This is a genomic window from Agrobacterium sp. FDAARGOS_525 (assembly GCF_003938925.1).
Taxonomy (GTDB): domain Bacteria; phylum Pseudomonadota; class Alphaproteobacteria; order Rhizobiales; family Rhizobiaceae; genus Agrobacterium; species Agrobacterium pusense.
This window is the reverse complement of the sequence record NZ_RKIU01000004.1, coordinates 1,051,049-1,069,482: the sequence shown is the minus strand read 5'-3', so window position 1 is coordinate 1,069,482 and position 18,434 is coordinate 1,051,049. Positions and strand designations below refer to the sequence as shown.

General features: G+C 58.2%; 22 protein-coding genes and 2 pseudogenes. 22 read left to right on the top strand and 2 right to left on the bottom strand.

Annotation, left to right across the window (positions count from 1 at the left end; all coding sequences use genetic code 11):
* Positions 1 to 105 precede the first annotated feature (105 nt).
* Genes EGT36_RS21300 through EGT36_RS21285 form a run of 5 tightly spaced genes read left to right on the top strand, consistent with a single transcriptional unit; the run spans position 106 to position 1,624 of the window.
* Positions 106 to 534, top strand: coding sequence for a tellurite resistance TerB family protein (locus tag EGT36_RS21300; protein ID WP_125271027.1), 429 nt, complete (start codon positions 106 to 108; stop codon positions 532 to 534).
* Entirely contained in the window at positions 527 to 685 is a 159-nt protein-coding gene (locus EGT36_RS30600) for a hypothetical protein (RefSeq protein ID WP_172965689.1), read from the top strand. The genes EGT36_RS21300 and EGT36_RS30600 overlap by 8 nt, the downstream gene beginning before the upstream one ends.
* A 54-nt stretch (positions 686 to 739) precedes the next feature.
* Positions 740 to 1,078, top strand: a complete 339-nt coding sequence (locus EGT36_RS21295) for a hypothetical protein (protein ID WP_125271026.1) — start codon at positions 740 to 742, stop codon at positions 1,076 to 1,078.
* Complete coding sequence (locus EGT36_RS21290) at positions 1,075 to 1,362, top strand: hypothetical protein (protein WP_125271025.1); 288 nt, start codon at positions 1,075 to 1,077, stop codon at positions 1,360 to 1,362. Before EGT36_RS21295 ends, EGT36_RS21290 begins: the two co-directional genes overlap by 4 nt.
* A complete protein-coding gene (locus EGT36_RS21285; protein ID WP_125271024.1) occupies positions 1,355 to 1,624 on the top strand; it encodes a hypothetical protein in 270 nt (89 codons plus the stop codon). Before EGT36_RS21290 ends, EGT36_RS21285 begins: the two co-directional genes overlap by 8 nt.
* Positions 1,625 to 1,628: 4 nt before the next feature.
* Here EGT36_RS21285 and EGT36_RS21280 read toward each other — a convergent pair whose 3' ends face one another.
* On the bottom strand, positions 1,629 to 2,117 hold the full coding sequence (locus tag EGT36_RS21280) for a hypothetical protein (RefSeq protein ID WP_125271023.1): 489 nt from the start codon (positions 2,115 to 2,117) through the stop codon (positions 1,629 to 1,631).
* Positions 2,118 to 2,225: 108 nt separating this feature from the next.
* On the opposite strand from EGT36_RS21280, the gene EGT36_RS30595 reads away from it, so the two are divergent.
* The 16 genes and pseudogenes from EGT36_RS30595 to EGT36_RS21205 all read left to right on the top strand — a co-directional run bounded on the left by EGT36_RS30595 (position 2,226) and on the right by EGT36_RS21205 (position 16,928).
* Entirely contained in the window at positions 2,226 to 2,393 is a 168-nt protein-coding gene (locus EGT36_RS30595; protein WP_172965688.1) for a hypothetical protein, read from the top strand.
* Between the two features lie 90 nt (positions 2,394 to 2,483).
* Positions 2,484 to 3,245 (top strand): Rha family transcriptional regulator, encoded by a 762-nt coding sequence (locus EGT36_RS21275; protein ID WP_210211236.1) that lies wholly within the window; start codon positions 2,484 to 2,486, stop codon positions 3,243 to 3,245.
* A gap of 57 nt (positions 3,246 to 3,302) precedes the next feature.
* A complete protein-coding gene (locus EGT36_RS21270; protein WP_125271022.1) occupies positions 3,303 to 4,055 on the top strand; it encodes a hypothetical protein in 753 nt (250 codons plus the stop codon).
* Positions 4,052 to 4,756: a hypothetical protein gene (locus EGT36_RS21265; RefSeq protein WP_125271021.1), complete on the top strand. Its 705-nt coding sequence runs from the start codon at positions 4,052 to 4,054 to the stop codon at positions 4,754 to 4,756. Before EGT36_RS21270 ends, EGT36_RS21265 begins: the two co-directional genes overlap by 4 nt.
* Entirely contained in the window at positions 4,753 to 4,959 is a 207-nt protein-coding gene (locus EGT36_RS21260) for a hypothetical protein (protein WP_125271020.1), read from the top strand. The genes EGT36_RS21265 and EGT36_RS21260 overlap by 4 nt, the downstream gene beginning before the upstream one ends.
* Positions 4,956 to 5,453, top strand: a complete 498-nt coding sequence (locus EGT36_RS21255) for a hypothetical protein (RefSeq protein ID WP_125271019.1) — start codon at positions 4,956 to 4,958, stop codon at positions 5,451 to 5,453. The genes EGT36_RS21260 and EGT36_RS21255 overlap by 4 nt, the downstream gene beginning before the upstream one ends.
* Positions 5,450 to 5,587 (top strand): annotated as a pseudogene (locus EGT36_RS31350) (hypothetical protein); the annotation flags it as partial. The gene EGT36_RS21255 and the pseudogene EGT36_RS31350, both read left to right, overlap by 4 nt.
* A gap of 14 nt (positions 5,588 to 5,601) precedes the next feature.
* Entirely contained in the window at positions 5,602 to 6,642 is a 1,041-nt protein-coding gene (locus EGT36_RS21245) for a tyrosine-type recombinase/integrase (protein WP_286084271.1), read from the top strand.
* Positions 6,643 to 7,120: 478 nt separating this feature from the next.
* On the top strand, positions 7,121 to 8,134 hold the full coding sequence (locus EGT36_RS21240; protein ID WP_035207370.1) for a substrate-binding domain-containing protein: 1,014 nt from the start codon (positions 7,121 to 7,123) through the stop codon (positions 8,132 to 8,134).
* A gap of 69 nt (positions 8,135 to 8,203) precedes the next feature.
* A pseudogene (locus EGT36_RS21235) lies at positions 8,204 to 9,723 on the top strand (sugar ABC transporter ATP-binding protein).
* A gap of 12 nt (positions 9,724 to 9,735) precedes the next feature.
* A complete protein-coding gene (locus tag EGT36_RS21230) occupies positions 9,736 to 10,737 on the top strand; it encodes an ABC transporter permease (RefSeq protein ID WP_004437313.1) in 1,002 nt (333 codons plus the stop codon).
* 41 nt (positions 10,738 to 10,778) lie between these two features.
* A complete protein-coding gene (locus tag EGT36_RS21225; protein ID WP_172965687.1) occupies positions 10,779 to 11,753 on the top strand; it encodes a sugar-binding transcriptional regulator in 975 nt (324 codons plus the stop codon).
* On the top strand, positions 11,750 to 12,748 hold the full coding sequence (locus EGT36_RS21220; RefSeq protein WP_125271016.1) for an aldo/keto reductase: 999 nt from the start codon (positions 11,750 to 11,752) through the stop codon (positions 12,746 to 12,748). The genes EGT36_RS21225 and EGT36_RS21220 overlap by 4 nt, the downstream gene beginning before the upstream one ends.
* A gap of 115 nt (positions 12,749 to 12,863) precedes the next feature.
* A complete protein-coding gene (locus EGT36_RS21215) occupies positions 12,864 to 14,588 on the top strand; it encodes a glycerol-3-phosphate dehydrogenase/oxidase (protein ID WP_125271015.1) in 1,725 nt (574 codons plus the stop codon).
* Positions 14,589 to 14,590: 2 nt separating this feature from the next.
* Positions 14,591 to 15,433 (top strand): class I fructose-bisphosphate aldolase, encoded by an 843-nt coding sequence (locus EGT36_RS21210; protein ID WP_100911597.1) that lies wholly within the window; start codon positions 14,591 to 14,593, stop codon positions 15,431 to 15,433.
* On the top strand, positions 15,426 to 16,928 hold the full coding sequence (locus EGT36_RS21205; RefSeq protein ID WP_172965686.1) for an FGGY-family carbohydrate kinase: 1,503 nt from the start codon (positions 15,426 to 15,428) through the stop codon (positions 16,926 to 16,928). The genes EGT36_RS21210 and EGT36_RS21205 overlap by 8 nt, the downstream gene beginning before the upstream one ends.
* 21 nt (positions 16,929 to 16,949) lie before the next feature.
* On the opposite strand, the gene EGT36_RS21200 is transcribed toward EGT36_RS21205, so the two are convergent.
* A complete protein-coding gene (locus EGT36_RS21200) occupies positions 16,950 to 17,891 on the bottom strand; it encodes a bifunctional helix-turn-helix transcriptional regulator/GNAT family N-acetyltransferase (protein ID WP_125271014.1) in 942 nt (313 codons plus the stop codon).
* 176 nt (positions 17,892 to 18,067) lie between these two features.
* On the opposite strand from EGT36_RS21200, the gene EGT36_RS21195 reads away from it, so the two are divergent.
* On the top strand, positions 18,068 to 18,412 hold the full coding sequence (locus EGT36_RS21195; protein WP_125271013.1) for a hypothetical protein: 345 nt from the start codon (positions 18,068 to 18,070) through the stop codon (positions 18,410 to 18,412).
* Positions 18,413 to 18,434 lie beyond the last annotated feature (22 nt).

Sequence of the window (18,434 nt, the reverse complement as noted above, 5' to 3'; positions counted from 1 at the left end):
ATCCGTGAAACAGATAATCCTCTTGCGCAAAAATTCCGTTTGACGGATAGTTGCCTCGTTCGCAGCGGCAAATCGCCGTGCGATTAACCCGAACGAGGACACTACATGTTCGCAAAACTGAAAGAGAAGCTTTCCGGCTCGGTCAACAAGTACAGCGGTCGCAAGGATTTCCTTGAGGCAGTCTGCGCCGCGAGCGCCCTTGTTGCCGCCGCTGATGGTGACATTTCCGACGCCGAAGTCGGACAGACGATCAGCGCCATTTCGTCCAATGCCCAGCTTTCCGCAGCCTTCAAGACCGCCGAAATCGAACGCACCGCCGACGCCATGCTGAAGCGTGCGCAGGGTGGCCGCGTCGGTCGCGCCGGCCTCTACAAGGAAATCGAAGACATCAAGGCCGACCATGACATGGGCGAAACGGTCTTGCTGTCGGCGCTGGACGTGGCCGACCATGGTGGCATCGACGCCAAGGAACGCGAAGTGCTGGCGAAGATTGCTTCGACGCTCGGCCTTAACCTCGCAAACTACGATGTCTGATTTGATCAGGTCGTTTAAGGGCATCGCCCTGGCAACGACAGCAGGGGTGATTATCCTGCTGCAGTTCACAATCCTCTCCGCCGCGTTGGACTTCGTCACCAGCTTTCTGCTGATCGTCGTCGGCTTCTTGGCGGGCAGGTTCTCGAAGTAATCCGTCCGGGCCGAACGATATCGGCTCCCCCTCCAATTAGAACATGAGGACGCAATGACGGACTTTTCCCCGAATCCGATTTTGGACGCCTCCATTGAGGCGAAGATTGATGCCGCATTCAAAAACGGCGTCAATTTCGAAGGCATCGATCCTAGCGACAAGGATCAATACGACGCACTGATGGAAGCTGTCGGCTTCACTGTCGAAGAACAGCGTTACGCCGCTGAGCAGGGTATCTATAAAATGGCGCAAGCAGCCATTGGCGAGAAGGTTTTCGCGGCAATCAACGCCGGGATGAAGATCAGCCAGGAGGATATCATCCCTTGCTTGGAAGCCTACTTCGATACGGTCGACATCGCGACCATCTCGAAACTGCAGGGCAAGCGCTCATGACCGACATCGCCTCGATTTCAGAACTGCTTGCGATCGCTGAAAGGGCGATCGAAGTCAGCGACCGCGAAACCGCCCGGAAAGAAGCCCGAGAAAACCTCAACGCTGCATACGACCGGTGGAAGGAAGCCAACGGAATTGATCACGTCGAAACCGATTCCGCAGCGTGGGATATCATGATGGGCGCGACCGAAAGCGAATACGCGCTTCTCACCGATGCCCAGTCGGCCGAGAAGAATGCAAAGCGCCGGCTGGCGACGGCGATACGGAGATATCGCCATGGTTAACCGCCAGCTTCGGGAAGATGTGGTGAACACCATGGCCAAGGCCGCATATGATGCGATCAAGGCCGGCGCGGGCGCTACCGAGCGCTACGCCATCGTCAGCAGGCTTTTTCCCGGAACGCCTGACATGGTCGTTATCGACGCCGTGACCCGTGCTGAAATGCAATGCGATGAGGAATGGTGGCGGATGGTAGAAGATACGATCGACAGCGAAGCAATTAAGACAGCCGTGGCTCTGGTCGATCAGAAGAAGGGTGGGGCGTGATGCGTCAGCGTTCCTTGTCGGCTATCTCTTGTATCTTCTTCAACCGGGCGTCCATTTGCTCGTCCGAGGTTTTTGCCTCAATAAGAGCCTGCTTGATCGTCTCGGCGTCCTTTATTTTCACCAAAGGCTCACTTAGTCGCATCATCCCTTCGAGCAGCTTTCTGGCGTCATCTAAGGCCGCCCGCCCAGATTCACCGGCAAACTCGATCATTGCCCGTCTCGAAAGGAAAAGTGGGCCTCTGTCCAAAAGTTTCGATAGACGTTCCATCGCGGCAATACGATTTCGCGCAGCATCCTTCACCAGTTTGAACATTGGCCCAGATGCTTCGTCAGCCTTGAGACCGATCTGGCAGAGGCGTCGTATCGCCTCCCCGCGCGAAGCGATGCGGTTTTCGAACCGCCAATCATCAATCGCCTTCAGTTCGTCTTCCGACATCATGATCGGGACGCGCTGGTCTTTGAGTTCATCAACTGGTTTCTTCGGTCTAGCCATACCCGTTTTTATACATGAGTGATTAACTTGTGCAAGAAAACGTTTGACGCCACTTCGAAACAGGGTTAACGTTTTCTTGTGCAAGATAATACAAAAACGGAGCACGCCATGAAAAGGGAACCGACTGATCAGCGAGTACCGCTGATGATGGAGGAAAGCCTACTGGAAAAGGTTGACGAGTACCGCTTGTCAAAAAGGATCTGGTCGCGCGGCAAGGCAATACGCCAGCTGATCGAATGCGGACTGAAAGCGGAAATGAAAACGGCCACCGACTGAAGTTCGAGCTTCAATCAAATGGCCGATTTCTGAAATGACTGCCGCGTTCGCAGCGCGGAAATCGAATGTCCTAAGTCATAGGAGGCTTATATGGACGGACTGATGAATACCACGACCCTTGCCAGTGGTAAAGGCGTGACCATGACAAGCCGCGAAATCGCGGACCTGACCGGCAAGCAACACCAGCATGTCAAGCGTGATATCGAAAAGACGATGGTTGAGCTTGGTGAAGATGTGTCCAATTTTGGACGCATCTACCGGGACAGCATGAACCGAGAGCAGACGGAATATGTTCTCGATCGTGACCACACTGAAACGCTGCTTCTTAGCTACAGCGCAGAGCTTCGGCTTCGTGTGGTTCGCCGGATGCGTGAGATGGAGGCTGCTTTGGCAGAGCCGCGCATCCCTACCACCGCAGAAGCTTTTGCCACCGCTTTCACGATGCTGGCCGACGCACAAAAAATGCAGGCTCAGCAGAACGTGGCCATTGCTGCAATCGGCGCTGAAGTTGAGCAGATCAAGCAGGCGCTGACGATCCTGCCGAAGGTTCCGTTAAACGGTGAACTGATCACCTATTTGCGTGCTCGCATTCACGACGAATACGGATTGTCGGCGGAAATCGTAAATCAGGTGATTGACTGCACGCCCTACGGCCTTAGCCCGAAGTTCGCTGTTCGGAACACCCACGAAAACGCCGAAGGCAGCGTCAATGTGGGGTATTACCAGCGCGAAGTGAACACGGTTTTCCGCCGGTTCGTTGATGAATGCGTTCAGGTGACACCCACTATGTGCACACACCCTTACATCAAGGGCCGCTTCCGCCTGATCAAAAAGACCAGCGACAAAGAATAACCAGCGACCGGCGCGCACGGTGCGCCGATCTCCACCCTAACAATTTGGAGAATGACAATGCCGAACACGATTCCGGCCGCTGGCGAAGCCATGCCCGAAGTTACCCTTGAACAGATGATTGCCCGCCATAACGCAGCCTTGGCAGCGGCGAACAGCTGCGACGGCCCTCTTGAGGACACCCCCGAGGAGGCTGAACTGCACGCGGCTGTGGAAGCGTTCGTGGAGAGCACTGCAAAGCTTACCTCCTATGCTGGCGTTCTGGATGCCATGCGCCTCGCCGCGAAGGAGAACGAAGATTTCAGCGGCTCTGAAATCACCGTCACGCTCGTAAAGGGGGTGCTGGATTTTCTGGAAGCACGAGAAAAAGAACTTCCCGTTGATCGTGTCGAGCGTCTGGCGATCGAGCTTTCCGAAGCCTTGCCGCAGTGGGCCAACGGCCAGTTCATGGCGATGGTCTATCCTGCCGGCGATGTTCGCGGTTACTGGTTCCGCAGTATCCGCTTTGATCGAAGCCATGAACCAGACCCCGTTGTCGCAGCTCTTCAAGCATACAACGACGGCAACAAGGCTTTTGAAGCTATTGGCAGTGCGAACTTTGATCAGCACGGCGGCGAAGAAGCGGTTATCGCAAAAACCTACGGCCCGCCTATGGAGGTGATCGACACGTGGGACAAGCCCTGCACCACACGGGAAGGCGCAATCGCTGCCCTTCGCCATGCACTTGACGAATGCGATGCGTTCTCCTGCTCCGACAGCCTCACCGCCATGACGCGCGCCGCCCTCCTTTATCTGGAAGGAGCACCGGAATGAAAACGACCCGTAGAACCTTCCTTGGTGGTTTAGCTGTCGCCGCGATTCCAGCGACGGCTGCGACCTCTGCGGCTGTTACAGCCGCGCAGATGGAGCCTTCGGCACTTCAAGTCCTGATCGACGCCTACATGAAAGCGGACGTAGAGGCTGAGTTAGCGATCGAATTCGAAAACAGTCTTCTCGATCTGCCGGGCAAGCCTGAATGGCCTATGGTTAAAGCGAGAGAGTTTGGGCGTCATCTGTGGCCGATGCGCACGCAGGAATACTACTGCCGCCCAGCTATCGAGGCCGTCTTTGATGAAGAAGACGGCAGGATAAACAAGTGGTTGGAATTCTTCGCGGTTGATGGTGAAGGGAACCCGGCCCCTGCATCGGAAAAAAACGTCGCAGAGCGCGACAGGCGCCTCGCTCGCAATGACGCTGACCGGAAAGCCGTTCTCGCCCTATATGCGGAGCGCCAAAAGATATGGGACGATTGGGCCGGTCCAAGTGGTTACGCTGAAGCGTCCGATCGCTCAAACGAGCTCGATGAGCTTCGCTGCGATCTGGTCGAAGAAGTCTTGGCATTCAAAGTCGCCACCATAGACGATGTGCTGCGTAAGGCGTGCTTCATCGAAGAAAACTACTGCGGTGAAAAGCGCGCAAGCCTTGCGGCCGATCTCATCAAGGAAATTGCCGAAATCAGGAGGGCTTCCGCATGAGCGATCCCCGCACCAAATTTGACGATGCGGCCGGCGCGGCCGAAAGCTTCATCCACGCCATGAAAAGGCTGATCGATACCGCCTTCGATGGCGGCAACGAAAAGCCGAAGGATTATTGCGCGCTTCACCTCCTTGCGGATTCTGCCATTCGGGAAATCACCGAAGCGCACAAGGCGTTCGATGAGATGGAGGGCAAAGCATGAAGCGGTATCGAAAGCAGAACGCCCCGGATGGCACCGCCACATTTATCAAACCGCTCGAAATTGAAATCGAACCGGGCAAGCGGGTTTGTGACCTTCCAGACCTGATTTCTTGTACCCACGCGATCGAGAAGCTTGCGCAGGAAATAAACTATATCGCCGTCCAGATCGACCGCGCCGAGGCTTCCGCCAACAAACCGCCCTTGGAGTGGTTCGGTAAAGCGGTGAAGGCAAAGCGCTGGAAGAAGCGCGCCATGAAGGCGATACGCGCGCACGCAACGTTCCTACGGCAGACGGACCCGACGCATGCCGATGCGGAAGAGCAAAGGCGCGAGAACGCTGAACTCAAACGTAAGCTTGTAGAGATGGAAACCGACGGTCTTTATATCGCCGGCTTCCAAGCTGGATGGGAAGCTGCGGTTGGCGAACCACGCGACAATAGCGGCGGCGCGACAGCCCCTGTGGATAAGTCGAATAACGGGGAGAACGACGGATGAACCGACCTTTTACCCCAGAGGCACTAGCCGAACGTTGGGAATGCTCGGCACGTCATATCCGCAAGCTATGTGCGAGCGGGGCGCTACCGTCTTTCCGTCTTGGCGGAAAGCTCCTCAGGATCAGACAGGAAGACGTGGAGGCATACGAATGCCAGAATGGAGACTTACCCGGCTCAACGGGGAATTCTGCGTTACATGGGACGAAGCCGGAGGAATCCGCCGACGTTATCGACTTGGCACAACAGACCAGAAAGAGGCGTCCCGCCGCGCCGCGTCTCGATACGCGGAACTGATACGGCCCAAGGGAACGACGATTGCCGATCTCTGGAAGGCGTATTGCGTCGAGAAGGAGGGGAGGGCAGTTGTCGGAACCATGGGGTTCACATGGAAGGCGCTGGAAGCCCGCTTCGGGCCCATGGAAGGCACAGCCGTTACCGTGCTGGATTGCCGTGCTCATACTGAGGAGCGCCGAAAGGCGGGAATTCAGGATGGCACCATCTACACCGAGCTAGGCCACCTGAGAACGGTTCTGGTCTGGTCGATGAAGAACGGCCTTATCGATCGCGCGCCGCATATCGAGCGGCCACCGAAGCCGGATCCGAAGGATGGATATCTGACGCGTATCGAAGTCATGCGGCTGATGGAACGCGCCAAGGTGCCCCACATCAAGCTTGCAATCCTGCTGATGATCGGTACCGGCGCCAGAAACGCAGCGGCGCTTGAGTTGACCTGGGATCGAGTAGATTTTCAGCGGCGGCTTATCCAGCTGCACAATCCGTTCGATCAGTCCCGACGAAAGGGCAGGGCAACCGTGCCGATGAACGACACACTGATGGAAGCGTTGAAGGAGGCAAAGGACGCCGCCCTTTCACCTTTTGTCATCGAGTGGGCCGGCGTACCGGTGAAGTCGATCAAGAAGGGGCTGAAGGCTGCGGCCAAGGCTGCATATCTGGACGACGTGTCGCCGCACATGCTTCGGCACTCGGCCGCGGTGTGGCTCGCAGAGGACGGACACAGCATGACGAGGATTGCGCAGTTCCTTGGACACTCCAATAGCCGCATCACGGAAAAGGTATATGCCCGGTACTCTCCCGAGCATCTGCGCGACCTGGCGCAGACCTTGGACATGAAAAGCAATGACCCGGCCCCAAGGTATCGAACCTCTGACCCGGTAATGAAAGCAGTTTGATAACGATATCAACGGCCCGATTTACGAAGTGCTCCTCAGGTTCAGCGAACCTGGAAATCGGAACACAGACGGAACGTGAGACCTGAAATGGCAGTTTACGAAGCGGATATGTCCCAGAAATGCGGGACTTTCCATCGGGGGCCGAAAGTTGACATCGTAGGGGTCACAGGTTCAATCCCTGTCACGCCCACCATCCGAATTCATAAAAGGGTTTCTGAGCAGTCAGAAACCCTTTTTTCGTTTCTCCTTCAGCCAAGCCCTTTTTCCTCGGAAGCGATTTCTGTCGCTGCTGGCTTTCTCCTGCGCATGAGCTTCAAGTCACTGCGGTGGCGGGGTATGTTTGCAATAAATTTCGCATTGAAGAATAAAATTCAATGTCGTTGACGTCTCCAGTTTTTCCAGCTATGCCATCAGTATGCAATAAATTACAGAGACTAAAATTTATTGCGCGACAAGTCATTATCCTTGGGAGGGGAATATGTTGGCTTTTCTGAAATCGACCGTCGCCGCGGGTGTATTGGCCGTGGCGTTTGCGGCTGGCGCCGGTTCGCCGGCCGCCGCCGCAGGCAAGTTTGCCTGTGAACCCGGCGAAACCTATGTGATGAATGTCATGGTTTCCAGCCATCCCTATTGGGTTCCGGTATTTGAAGGGTTCAAGCAGGCCGCCAAGGCGCTCGGCTGCGAAGCTGTTTTCACCGGCACGCCGGAATATGACATCACAAAGCAGATCGCGTCCTTCGAGCAGGAGCTGGTGAAGAAGCCGAAAGGCGTTCTCCTGCACCCGATGCAGGCCGATCCTTTCATCGAGCCGATCAACAAGGCGATCGCCTCAGGTGTATCCGTCACCACTTTTGCCGCCGATTCTCCGAAGTCGAAGCGCACCGCCTATATTACCTCGGACAATGTCGCAGAGGCGAAGTTTGCGGCTGACGAAATCGTCAAGAAGCTTGGCGAAAAAGGCGAATACGCCGTTCTGGAAAATCCGGGCCAAAGCAACCATGATCTGCGCGTTACCGCCCTCATAGACTATATGGGGCGGACTTATCCGCAGATGAAGCTCGTTGGCCGGCAAGCGACCAACCAGGATGCAAACGTCGCTTATCAGGCAACCGCCGCACTACTGCAGGCCAATCCCAATCTCGGTGCATTGTGGATCCCTGAGGCCGGTTCGGCTGAAGGTGCGACGACCGCCGTTCTCGAGGCAAAAAAGAAGGTCCTGATCCTGCATGCGGATATCACGCCGGCAACGCTGGAACACATCAAGCAGGGTAATATCTATATGGCCATCAATCCCAATCAGGGGGTTCAGGGCTTCATGGGTTTCATGAACACGTTTCTTGGTGCTCATTCGGACCTGATCGACCCGTTCAACGACTACAAGGTCTCCGGCTTCAACCCGATGCAGGTGCCTTCGATGGACAATGGTTTTGCCGTCATCACCAAGGCGAACGCCGCCTCCTTCGATCTCAACGAATATATGAAGGGGCGCTGAGGCGTCGATCTGGACCCGGCGAGGTTTACGCCTCGCCGGCCATGTGGAAAGCCGGTTCGGGAGGGCGTTATGGGTGAGGTCATCCTCCGCATGACGAATATTCATAAGGCATTCGGGCCCGTAAGGCGTTGCGGAGTGCTGCACTTGACCTGCGGCGCGGCGAAATCCACGCGCTGGCGGGGGAAAACGGTGCCGGAAAGTCGACGCTGATGCATATCATTGACGGCATTCTGCAGCCCGATGGAGGGGAGATCCTGCTGGATGGCAAGCCGGTCAAGATATCCTCGCCAAATGTGGCGAACCGGCTCGGCATCGGTTTCGTGCATCAGGAGATCGCCCTTTGCCCTGATATTTCGGTCGCCGAAAACATGTTTATGTCAGAGACCGGTCGAAGCCGTTCCTGGTTCATGAATTACCACGACCTGGAAAAGCGGGCGGCAGCGGTGCTGCGGGAGATCGGCGATATCGATCCCGCAAGCCGCGCGGGCGGCCTTTCGATTTCGCAGCAGCAGATCGTTGAGATTGCCAAGGCGTTGACGCTGGATTGCCGCATCCTGATCCTCGATGAGCCAACGGCAGCGCTGACAGAGACCGAAGCCCAGACACTTTTCCGGATCATGCACCGGCTGGCCGAGCGCGGCATTGCCATCATCTATATTTCGCATCGCATGGCGGAGATTTTCGAACATTGCGACCGCATCACCGTCATGCGCGACGGTTGCCATATCAGGACGGAGAATATTGCTGATATTTCCCCTGAGGAAGTCGTTAACAGCATGGTGGGACGGGTACTCGACAAGCTCTACCCGTCGAAGCTCTCGGATGATGAGAAATCTGACGACGTCGTTCTCTCTGTTCGGGGTCTGAATGAAGGAAAGCGCGTTTTCGATGTCGGTTTCGATCTGCGTCGGGGTGAAATCCTGGGGTTGGCTGGACTGATCGGTGCGGGAAGAAGCGAGATCGCGCGGGCGGTCTGCCGGCTGGAGGGCAAGCCGACAGGCGAGGTTATGTTACGTGGCCAGCGGCTTGGTCTGAAAGACTATCGTGACAGCATCCGGGAAGGGATCGTTTATCTTTCCGAGGACCGCAAGGGGGATGGGCTGTTCCTGAACATGTCCATCGCCGCCAATGTCTCCGCGCTCGACATAGGAAGGATATCGAATGGCATGGGTTTCATCGAACGGCGCAAAGAGATGAAGCGCGCAGATGAGCTGGGGCGCCGGCTGAAACTGCGGGCGAACAGCGTCGGTGATTCCGTCTCGACCCTGAGCGGCGGCAACCAGCAGAAGGTGGCGCTGGCGAAGATGCTGTCGGTTGAACCGAAGGTCATCTTTCTGGATGAGCCGACACGGGGGGTGGATGTGGGTGCCAAGGCGGAAATCCACCGCCAGATCCGGGAACTGGCGCGTGAGGGGGTTGGCGTGGTCGTCATCTCCTCCGAACTGCCGGAACTCATCGGCGTCAGCGATCGTGTGCTTGTCGTGCGCGAGGGGCGCATCACCGGCGAGGTCGAGGGGGACGACATGACGGAAGAGAAGATCATGCAGCTCGCGTCGATCACTATTATGCAGAATGCGGCGGAAGCCTGAGGGAGCGGGAAAATGGCAACATCGGAAACACCTTCAAGCCTTGCCGGGACGGCGGTTCGCCGGACAGCGTGGTGGGAGCCGGCGCTCAAGGCGCGGGAAACCGGGCTGATCGTAATCATTCTCGCGCTTTTTGCCGTGATGTCCTTCATCTCGCCGTACTTCCTGACCGTGGACAATCTGCGGGCCATGGCCATGGTCTTCGCTATCGAAAGCATCGTCGTGGTGGGCATGACGATTCTTCTGATCTCTGGTGGCATCGATCTTTCGGTGGGATCCGTTACGGCGCTCGCGATGGTGGCAGCCGGCTGGCTTTTCCTCAACGGCGTCGACCCCTGGGTGGCGGCGGGGTTGGCAATCTGCCTGACGACATTGGTCGGCATGGTCATGGGATTTCTGACCACGGTCATCGGTCTGCATCATTTCATCGTGTCGCTGGGCGTCATGGTCATTGCGCGCGGTGTTTGCCTGCTGGCGACCGGCGGGCGGCCGCTCGGGCTCTACTCCCTGCCGCCGGAATTCAAGTTCATCGGTCAGGGTGTGATTGGCGGCATACCGCTGGTGCTGATCATATTTATGGTGGTGGTCGTTTCTTTCGATCTGCTGCTGCGGCGCACGACTGCCTTCCGCAAGGTTTTTTACACCGGCAGCAATCCCAAGGCCGCGGCCTATTCCGGCATCCGTGTCGGCCGCGTGGTCTTCGCCACCACAACGCTTTGTTCGATGCTTTGCGGTGTTGCAGGTGTTATCTACATGGCGCGCTTCGGTTCTGCCCAGCCAAGCTTCGGCATCGGCATGGAACTCAACGTCATTGCGGCCGCGGTCATCGGCGGCGCCAGCCTTTCGGGCGGTTCGGGTACGATTCTTGGCGCGATCCTGGGAGCCATCCTTCTCTCGGTGGTTTCCAGTTCGCTTGCCTTGCTCAATGTGTCTGTCTACTGGCAGGACATCATCAGGGGCAGCATCTTGCTGGCTGCGGTACTGTTCGACCACTATCTGGTCAGGCGCCGCCGTTGAGCGCCGTTCGCTCGCCCGAAGGTAACTGGAGAAAGACGATCATGCTGGATATCAAGGACGATTTCGATCAACAGAGGCAGATGTATTCCGTCCTGGTGCTGCATTTCATCGAAGGGGTGAAACAGTCCGAAATCGCCGAGCGGCTCAACCTTTCCCACACCAAGGTGAACCGCATGATTGCGGCCGGCCGCAAGGCGGGCATGGTGAAGATCAGCATCTCCAGTCCTTATCAGCGGCTTGTGGACCTTGAAAACGAGATCACCCGCCGGTTTGGCCTTAGACAATCCGTCGTTACGCCAACGGTATCGGACAATCCGCAAACAGCCTTGCAAATGGTCGGGCGGGTGGCCGCAAACCATTTGCTGGAAACGATCCGCGACGGCGATGTGATCGCGATTACGGGCGGCAAGGCGGTGAGTGCGGTTGTCGACAATCTGCAGGCGGAGCGCCGTTTCGATGTGCGGGTAGTGCCGCTCACCGGCGGGGTGCAGGGCAAGCATTACACCGATGTCAATCATCTCGCCACGCAACTGGCGGAAAAACTTGGCGGCAGCGCCTCGCTGCTGCACGCACCGTTATTCGCCGAAGACGAGGAACAGCGCGATCTCCTCATGAATGTTGCATCGATCCGTGAGGTTTTCGATCTGGCGCGTCAGGCGCAGGTGGCGCTGGTCGGCATTGGTTCGGTGGAGGCGCCAGGCTCTGGCTATTACGATCTTCTGCCGGATGCCGCCCGTGGCGGACAGGCGCTGGTGGATGCCGGCATTGCCGGCGAGTTCCTCGCCCACCTCACCATGGCGGACGGGCAGCTTGCCCGGATCGATCTCAACTCGCGCGTCGTGGCGCTGGACCCCGGGCAGCTTGCCCGGTGCCCAAACATCATCGGTGTCGCAGCAGGCGCCATCAAGGCCGGCCCGGTGGCGGCCACGCTTGCCGGCCACTATCTGACCTCGCTGGTCGTGGATGAAGCGATAGCCGGCTACTTATTGAATCATGAAGGAGGGGAGACTTCGTGACGGACAACGCAATATTGACCCGGACGATAGGGAAAAGCGGTATCAACGCATCTGCCGTGGGGCTTGGAACCTGGGCCATCGGTGGCTGGATGTGGTGCGGCACCGACGAGCGGCAGTCCATAGCAGCCATCCAGGCCTCCATCGATGCGGGGATTTCCCTCATCGATACTGCGCCAGCCTATGGCATGGGGCTTGCCGAAACCATCGTTGGCAAGGCAATTGCCGGCAGACGCGACAAGGTGGTGCTGGTCACCAAATGCGGGCTTGTGTGGCATGTGAATGAGGGCGCTTATTTCTTCCATCAGGATGGCAAGCCGGTTCATCGTTATCTCGGCGCCGCGTCCATCCGGTACGAGGTCGAAGAGAGCCTGAAACGGCTTGGGACAGATTATATCGACCACTACGTCACCCATTGGCAGGATGCCACGACGCCGATTGCCGAGACAGTCGGGGCTTTGGTGCGGCTGAAGGAAGAGGGGAAGATCCGTTCGATCGGGGCAAGCAACGTCTCGCAGGCCGATCTGGAAGCCTATATCGCCACCGGGGCGCTGGACGCCATTCAGGAAGAATATTCCATGGTAAAGCGCGATATCGAGACGACGCTCCTGCCCGTTTGCCGGGAGAATGCCGTCTCGGTTCTCAGCTATTCGTCGCTGGCGCTCGGTCTCCTCTCGGGCAAGGTCGGGCCGGAGCGGGTTTTTGCGGAAGATGACCAGCGCCACGGCAATCCGCGCTTCAGCCAGGCCAACCGTGAAAAGATCGCGCGTTTGATCGGCGTGCTGAAACCGGTGGCGGCCGCCCATTTCGCCTCAGTGGCACAGGTGGTGATTGCCTGGACGATTGCCCAGCCGGGTATAACATTCTCGCTGTGTGGCGCACGCGATCCGGCTCAGGCGGTTGAAAACGCCGCCGCCGCGCGTCTTCGCCTCACAGAGAGTGAGCTGGCGCTCATCAGCACTGGTGTGGCGGAGCATCTCGTGGGTCTCGATACCTGATTATGTAGCTGGAACGGGGTTTCAGGCGCACATCGCATAATTTCGTTCCCTTTCTCACGTCGCTTAACGGTCAACAACATTGGGACGCTGGTCATCGCCAGCGAACGGTATTCCTATGCCCAGTTTTCGCGAGGACGCTCTCCATCGCATCCGGCAAGACGGTGATTTCGACGCCGTGGTCATCGGCGGCGGTATCAATGGCATCGCCGCCTATCGTGATCTTGCCCTGCAGGGGCTGAGAGTTCTTCTGGTCGAGCGCAGCGATTTCTCCTCGGGCTGCAGCGCTGCTCCCTCGCGGATGATCCATGGCGGCCTGCGTTATCTGGAAAACGGCGAATTCGGCCTGGTGGCGGAATCCCTGCGGGAGCGCGATGCACTTCTGAGGCTCGCACCGCATATGGTTCGGCCGCTGCCGACCACGATCCCGATTTTTTCGACTTTCAGCGGCCTGTTCAATGCGGTAGCAACCTTTGCCGGCTCCGGTGGGAAACCCGCAAGCCGGGGCGCGCTCGCCATCAAGGCGGGTCTGATGCTCTATGATTTCGTCACTCGCAAAAACCGCATCCTGCCCCGTCACGCCTTTCGTGGCGCGGCCGATACTTTGCGGCAATGGCCGGATCTGACACCGGAGATCAGATATTCCGCCACCTATTACGATGCTTGGATAAGCCAGCCCGAACGGCTTGCTCTGGAGCTTCTGATCGATAGCCAGTCGGATGCGCCGCAAAGCGTTGCACTGAACTATGCCGAACTCGTCCGTGTGGGCGATGAATATGGTCTGCGGACGGAGGAAGCGGACGAAATCCTGCCGATAGGGCCCCGGATCATCATCAATGCAACGGGAGCCTGGATCGACGAGACGATCGGCGTATTGGCCGATGGCCTGGCGTCGGACAGGGCAAAACCCACCGTTTCAGGCACCAAGGGATCGCATCTGATCCTTGCCAATGAGGAACTTCTCAAGGCGCTGAACGGCCACATGATTTTCTTTGAAAACACGGACAACCGGGTCTGCATCCTCTTCCCTTATCTCGACCGGGTTCTTGCGGGATCGACCGATATCAAGGTGGATCGGCCCGAGCGGGTGCGCTGCGAGCCCGAGGAACGGGACTACATTCTGGACGCGATCCGGCAGGTCTTTCCGCAGATTGCCATCGATCGCTCCGACATCGTCTTCAGTTTCAGCGGTATACGCCCATTGCCGCGAAGCGATGCCGCCTTCACCGGGAAAATATCCCGCAGCCATTTCATCCACCGCGTTGCGGGTGATCCGCCGCAGCTCTGCATGATCGGCGGCAAGTGGACCACTTTCAGAGCTTTTGGCGAACAGGTGACCGACGAGGTTCTGGCCTTTCTTGGACGAAAGCGACTGACCCGCACCATGGACCGCGCAATCGGCGGCGGCAGGAATATTCCGGCCGGTGCAGGCGGCCTGCCTGCTTTGTTGTCGGAGGAGTTTTCCATTGCCGCAGACCGGGCGGAGCATCTGGCCCTGGCTTACGGCTCCCGCGCGTTTGAGCTGATGGGTTTTTGCCGGGATCGTTCGGATGACGTGCGGCTTTCAGAAAAATCGCCGATCACGGCAGCGGAAGTGGTCTGGCTCATCCGTTGCGAACAGGTGCGGCACCTGACCGATCTCGTCCTGCGTCGCACGACGCTCGCCATCACCGGCGTCATCGATGCCGATCTGATCGACGCGATGCTCGCCGTTGCAGCGCGCGAGTTGGGCTGGCTGCCAAATCAGGCGTCAGCGGAACGTCAGCGGCTCATTCACGAGCTGGAGACCTTTTACGGGGTCACGCCGGCAATGCTTCAACACAGATGCAAGGAGAATGCATGATGATGCGGATTTCGAAGAAGGCGCGCATGAACAGGCTGTTCCGCAATGGCGGCTGTCTGGATGTGGCCATCGATCACGGGGTTTGTAACGAGCCGAGCTTCCTCGTCGGGCTGGAGGATATGTCGCAGACCGTGGACCGGCTGGTAGAGGCTCGCCCCGACGCCATCCAGATGGCCTACGGCCAGGCAGACCTGCTGCAGCAGCGGCCGGAGCGCGACAAGCCGGCGCTCGTCATGCGCATCGACATGGGCAACCCCTATAACTCAACACGCCACAGGACCATGTGGTCGCAGCTTCAGAATTATCATGACCCGATCATCGGCGCGCTGGAAATGGATGCCGCCTGCGTCGTCGTGAACCTGTTCATGCTGCCGGACGAACCTGAGCTCTTTCGTCAATGTGTTGAAAACATCAGCCGCGTGCGCGCCGATTGCCATCGTTTCGGCATGCCGCTGATGATCGAACCTTTGGTCATGCTGCCGAATGATGTGCGCGGCGGTTATCAGGTGGATGGCGATGCCGAAAAGATCGTTACGCTGGTTCGTCTTGCCTCGGAAATGGGAGCCGATATCATCAAGGCCGATCCGACCAGTAACCCGCAGGACTTTCACAGGGTGATCGAGGCGGCGCGGTGCCCGGTGCTGGTGCGGGGCGGGGGGCGTGAGGACTTGCGCAATGTATTGGCTAAATCGGCGGCTCTGGTGGCCGAAGGTGCAAACGGCATGGTTTACGGGCGCAATATTTACCAGCACGACAATCCCAAGGCCGTTGTTGCGGCGTTGATGGCCATCATCCATCAGGGTGCGGGTGGTGAGGAAGCATGGGATATCTATAATCGTGGCTGACAAAAATCACATATTGGGTCTGGATGTCGGCAACACGGTCATCAAGGCCGTGCTGTTCGACACGGCGGGCCGACAGGTTGCGCAACACGCGATCGACGGACAGTCGACATTCCCGCAGCCCGGCTATGTCGAGCGCGATCTCAAGGAATTGTGGCGCAACGGCTGCGAGGCGATCCGTCAGCTTCTGGTAAAAGCGGCTGTCGATCCTCGCAGCATCCTCGCGGTAGGCTGCGCCGGCCATGGCAATGGTCTTTATCTTCTTGACAAGAAACAACAGCCCCTGATCGGCATCCAGTCGCTCGACAGCCGCGCCGCCGATGTGGCGGCCGAGCTTGACGGGAAAAGCGGAGCGCAATTGCAGGCCCGCTGCCTGCAGCGGCCATGGCCTGCGCAAACCCCGAGCCTTTTGGCCTGGGTGAAGCGACATGCACCCGATCTTTACGCCCGGACCGGCACGGTGTTGTTCTGCAAGGATTTCGTCAATTTCCGCCTGACGGGCTGCCTTGCCAATGATATTTCCGATCTCAGCGGCGCGGGACTTTTGGCTTTGCCGGAAGCGCGGCTCGACCGCGAGCTTCTGTCTCTTTACGATATCGAGGACGCGTCCGCGTTTTTCCCCCATCGCGTGGAATCGGCCGACATCGTCGGCCAGGTAACGGGCGAGGCTGCGGCTATGACGGGGCTATCCGAAGGCACACCCGTCATCGGCGGTTTCTTCGATGTGGTCTCCAGCGCCATGGGGTCGGGCGTCATCAATGCCGGGGAAGCTTCGATCATCGCCGGCACCTGGAGCATCAACCAGGTTTTCGCAGACAGGCCGGTCATCAGTCCCGATGTCTTCATGGTTACGACCTTTGGCCGCAACCGCTATGTCAATATCGAATCCAGCGCCACCTCCGCCGCCAATCTCGAATGGTACGTGCATCGTGTTCGCGGTGACCACGGCGCCCACGCCTTCGAGCGCTGCAACGAATTGGTCGGCTCCGTTACCCCGCGCGCCGACGATCCGTTCTTTCATCCGTTCATTTTCGGCTCACGGCTGGGTGCGGAATTTCGCGGCGGCTTTTACGGCCTCGCGGGATGGCACGGCGAAGGGCACATGTTACGCGCCCTGTTCGAGGGTGTGTGTTTTGAGCATCGCCGCCACATCGGCGTCTTGCGCGAAGCGGGCTTGCCGGTGGAAAGCGCCGTGATGTCCGGCGGCGGTTCCCGCAGCCAGCATTGGCCGCAGATCATGGCTGATGTCCTGGAAATTCCGCTGCGTGTCGCGGAGGCCCGCGAGACAGGTGCGCTCGGTGCTGCCATTGGTGCGGCCGTGGCGATTGGACTTTATCCCGATTATGAGGAGGCGGTTTCGGCGATGACACGGGTTGCGAATGCCTACCAGCCGGATGCTGCGCAAGTCTCGCATTATGCGCGGCGTTATGGTCTTTATGCGGAGTTGACCGCGCAGTTGCGTGGCTTCTGGAGCGCCTTGCGGCTGGCGCGAACCTGAAAGTGCACCACGTGCAGACGATCAACCGGGCCGCCGCCGGACAAAGCGTTGCTCCAAGACCTCGTTTCCCCATTGGCTGCCCGGATATTCCTCGACGCATGTAAAACCATGGGTCTCGTAAAGGTAGCGTGCGGTCGAGAGACCGTTGAATGTCCAGAGATGGGTTGCGGTGAAGCCATTTTTGTCGACAAAGGCCAGTGCTGTTTCGCGCAGTCTGCGTCCGACACCGCTGCCGCGCACACCGTCGTCGACAATAAACCAGCGCAGATGCGCAATATCCGCTCCGAGATCTTCGCCGTCGATCGCGATGGAGCCGATGATTTGCTGGCTGCGCATTCCAACCCAGATCGCGTTCTTCGGGCTGTCCAGCCGGTTGCAAAAAGCCGCGAGGCCCTCTGCTACAACGGATTCGAAACGCTGGCCGAAGCCGGATGTCCGGGCGTAATAAAGCGCATGCATCTGCGTGATGCGAGCGATGAGCCCCGGCCTGTAGCCTTCGATGACCTCGACGGCGGGAGCCGCGACATCGCCCCTGTCTCCCAGCGCATCGGCATAAAGGCGTAGCCCTTCCAGAACCGTGAGAGCTTGCGCCGGGCTGATCCGTGTTAAGGCGCTCGATACCTGCTGATTTGCGAAGGCGTGAATGGTTCCCACCCTCTTCTGGCCGGGTTTGGTCAGGCGGAGCCGTTTGATTCGGCTATCGTCGATATCCGTCTCCTCCAGGAGGTCTCCTGAAAGGACGAGTTTGCGAAGCATTCGACTGACGCTCGATTTCTCCAGCCTGAGCAACTTCGCCAGATCCCGAGCTGTGATGCCGGGGCACGCCTCGATCTCGATCAGCGCGTGCACGGCGGAGGGCGGCAGATCAGTGCCGGCAAAATCTCCTCCCATAAAGCCGAGTTCGCGAACAAGCCGCCGCGAGATGGAGCGGATATCGTGTATGGGAAGGGGCTGTTCAGGCATGGTTAATCCAATATGGTTGCATTATGCAACCATATACACATGCGGAACGGTCTGCCAAGGCCATCTCGGCATAAGGACTGGCTTTCTTGGCAAATATTGGCGATCCTCCTTCCATGCACCGATAAAGCGTCTCTTGGCCGCACCAGGGAGGTCAATAATCCGGTCATGGAGCAGATATGCCCGATACGCCCCGCTTTTTCCGTTATGCCGTTTTGGTTGCGATGTTCCCCGTCGCCGCCCTCGGGCTTGTGGGAACGCCAAATGAATATCGCGCCGTCGGTATCGAGGCTATCGATTGCGACGGCCCCCTATCGGTTCTCGTCGCTGCCGTGCCGGCGTTTTTGGCCTATGCCGTCATCGGCTGGCTGTTTTTGTCTGGCGCCAGGCGCCATCGTTCGCTGATTTCCGGTGGCATTTGCGTGCTGGTATCCCTGGCGCTCACCTGGAACATCGGTCTTGCGCTTCAGGAACATCAACGAAACGCGGCTGAAATGGTCTGCGGTGGCGGTGGCAGGCTTTGACCTGCCCTGAGATCGTGGAACG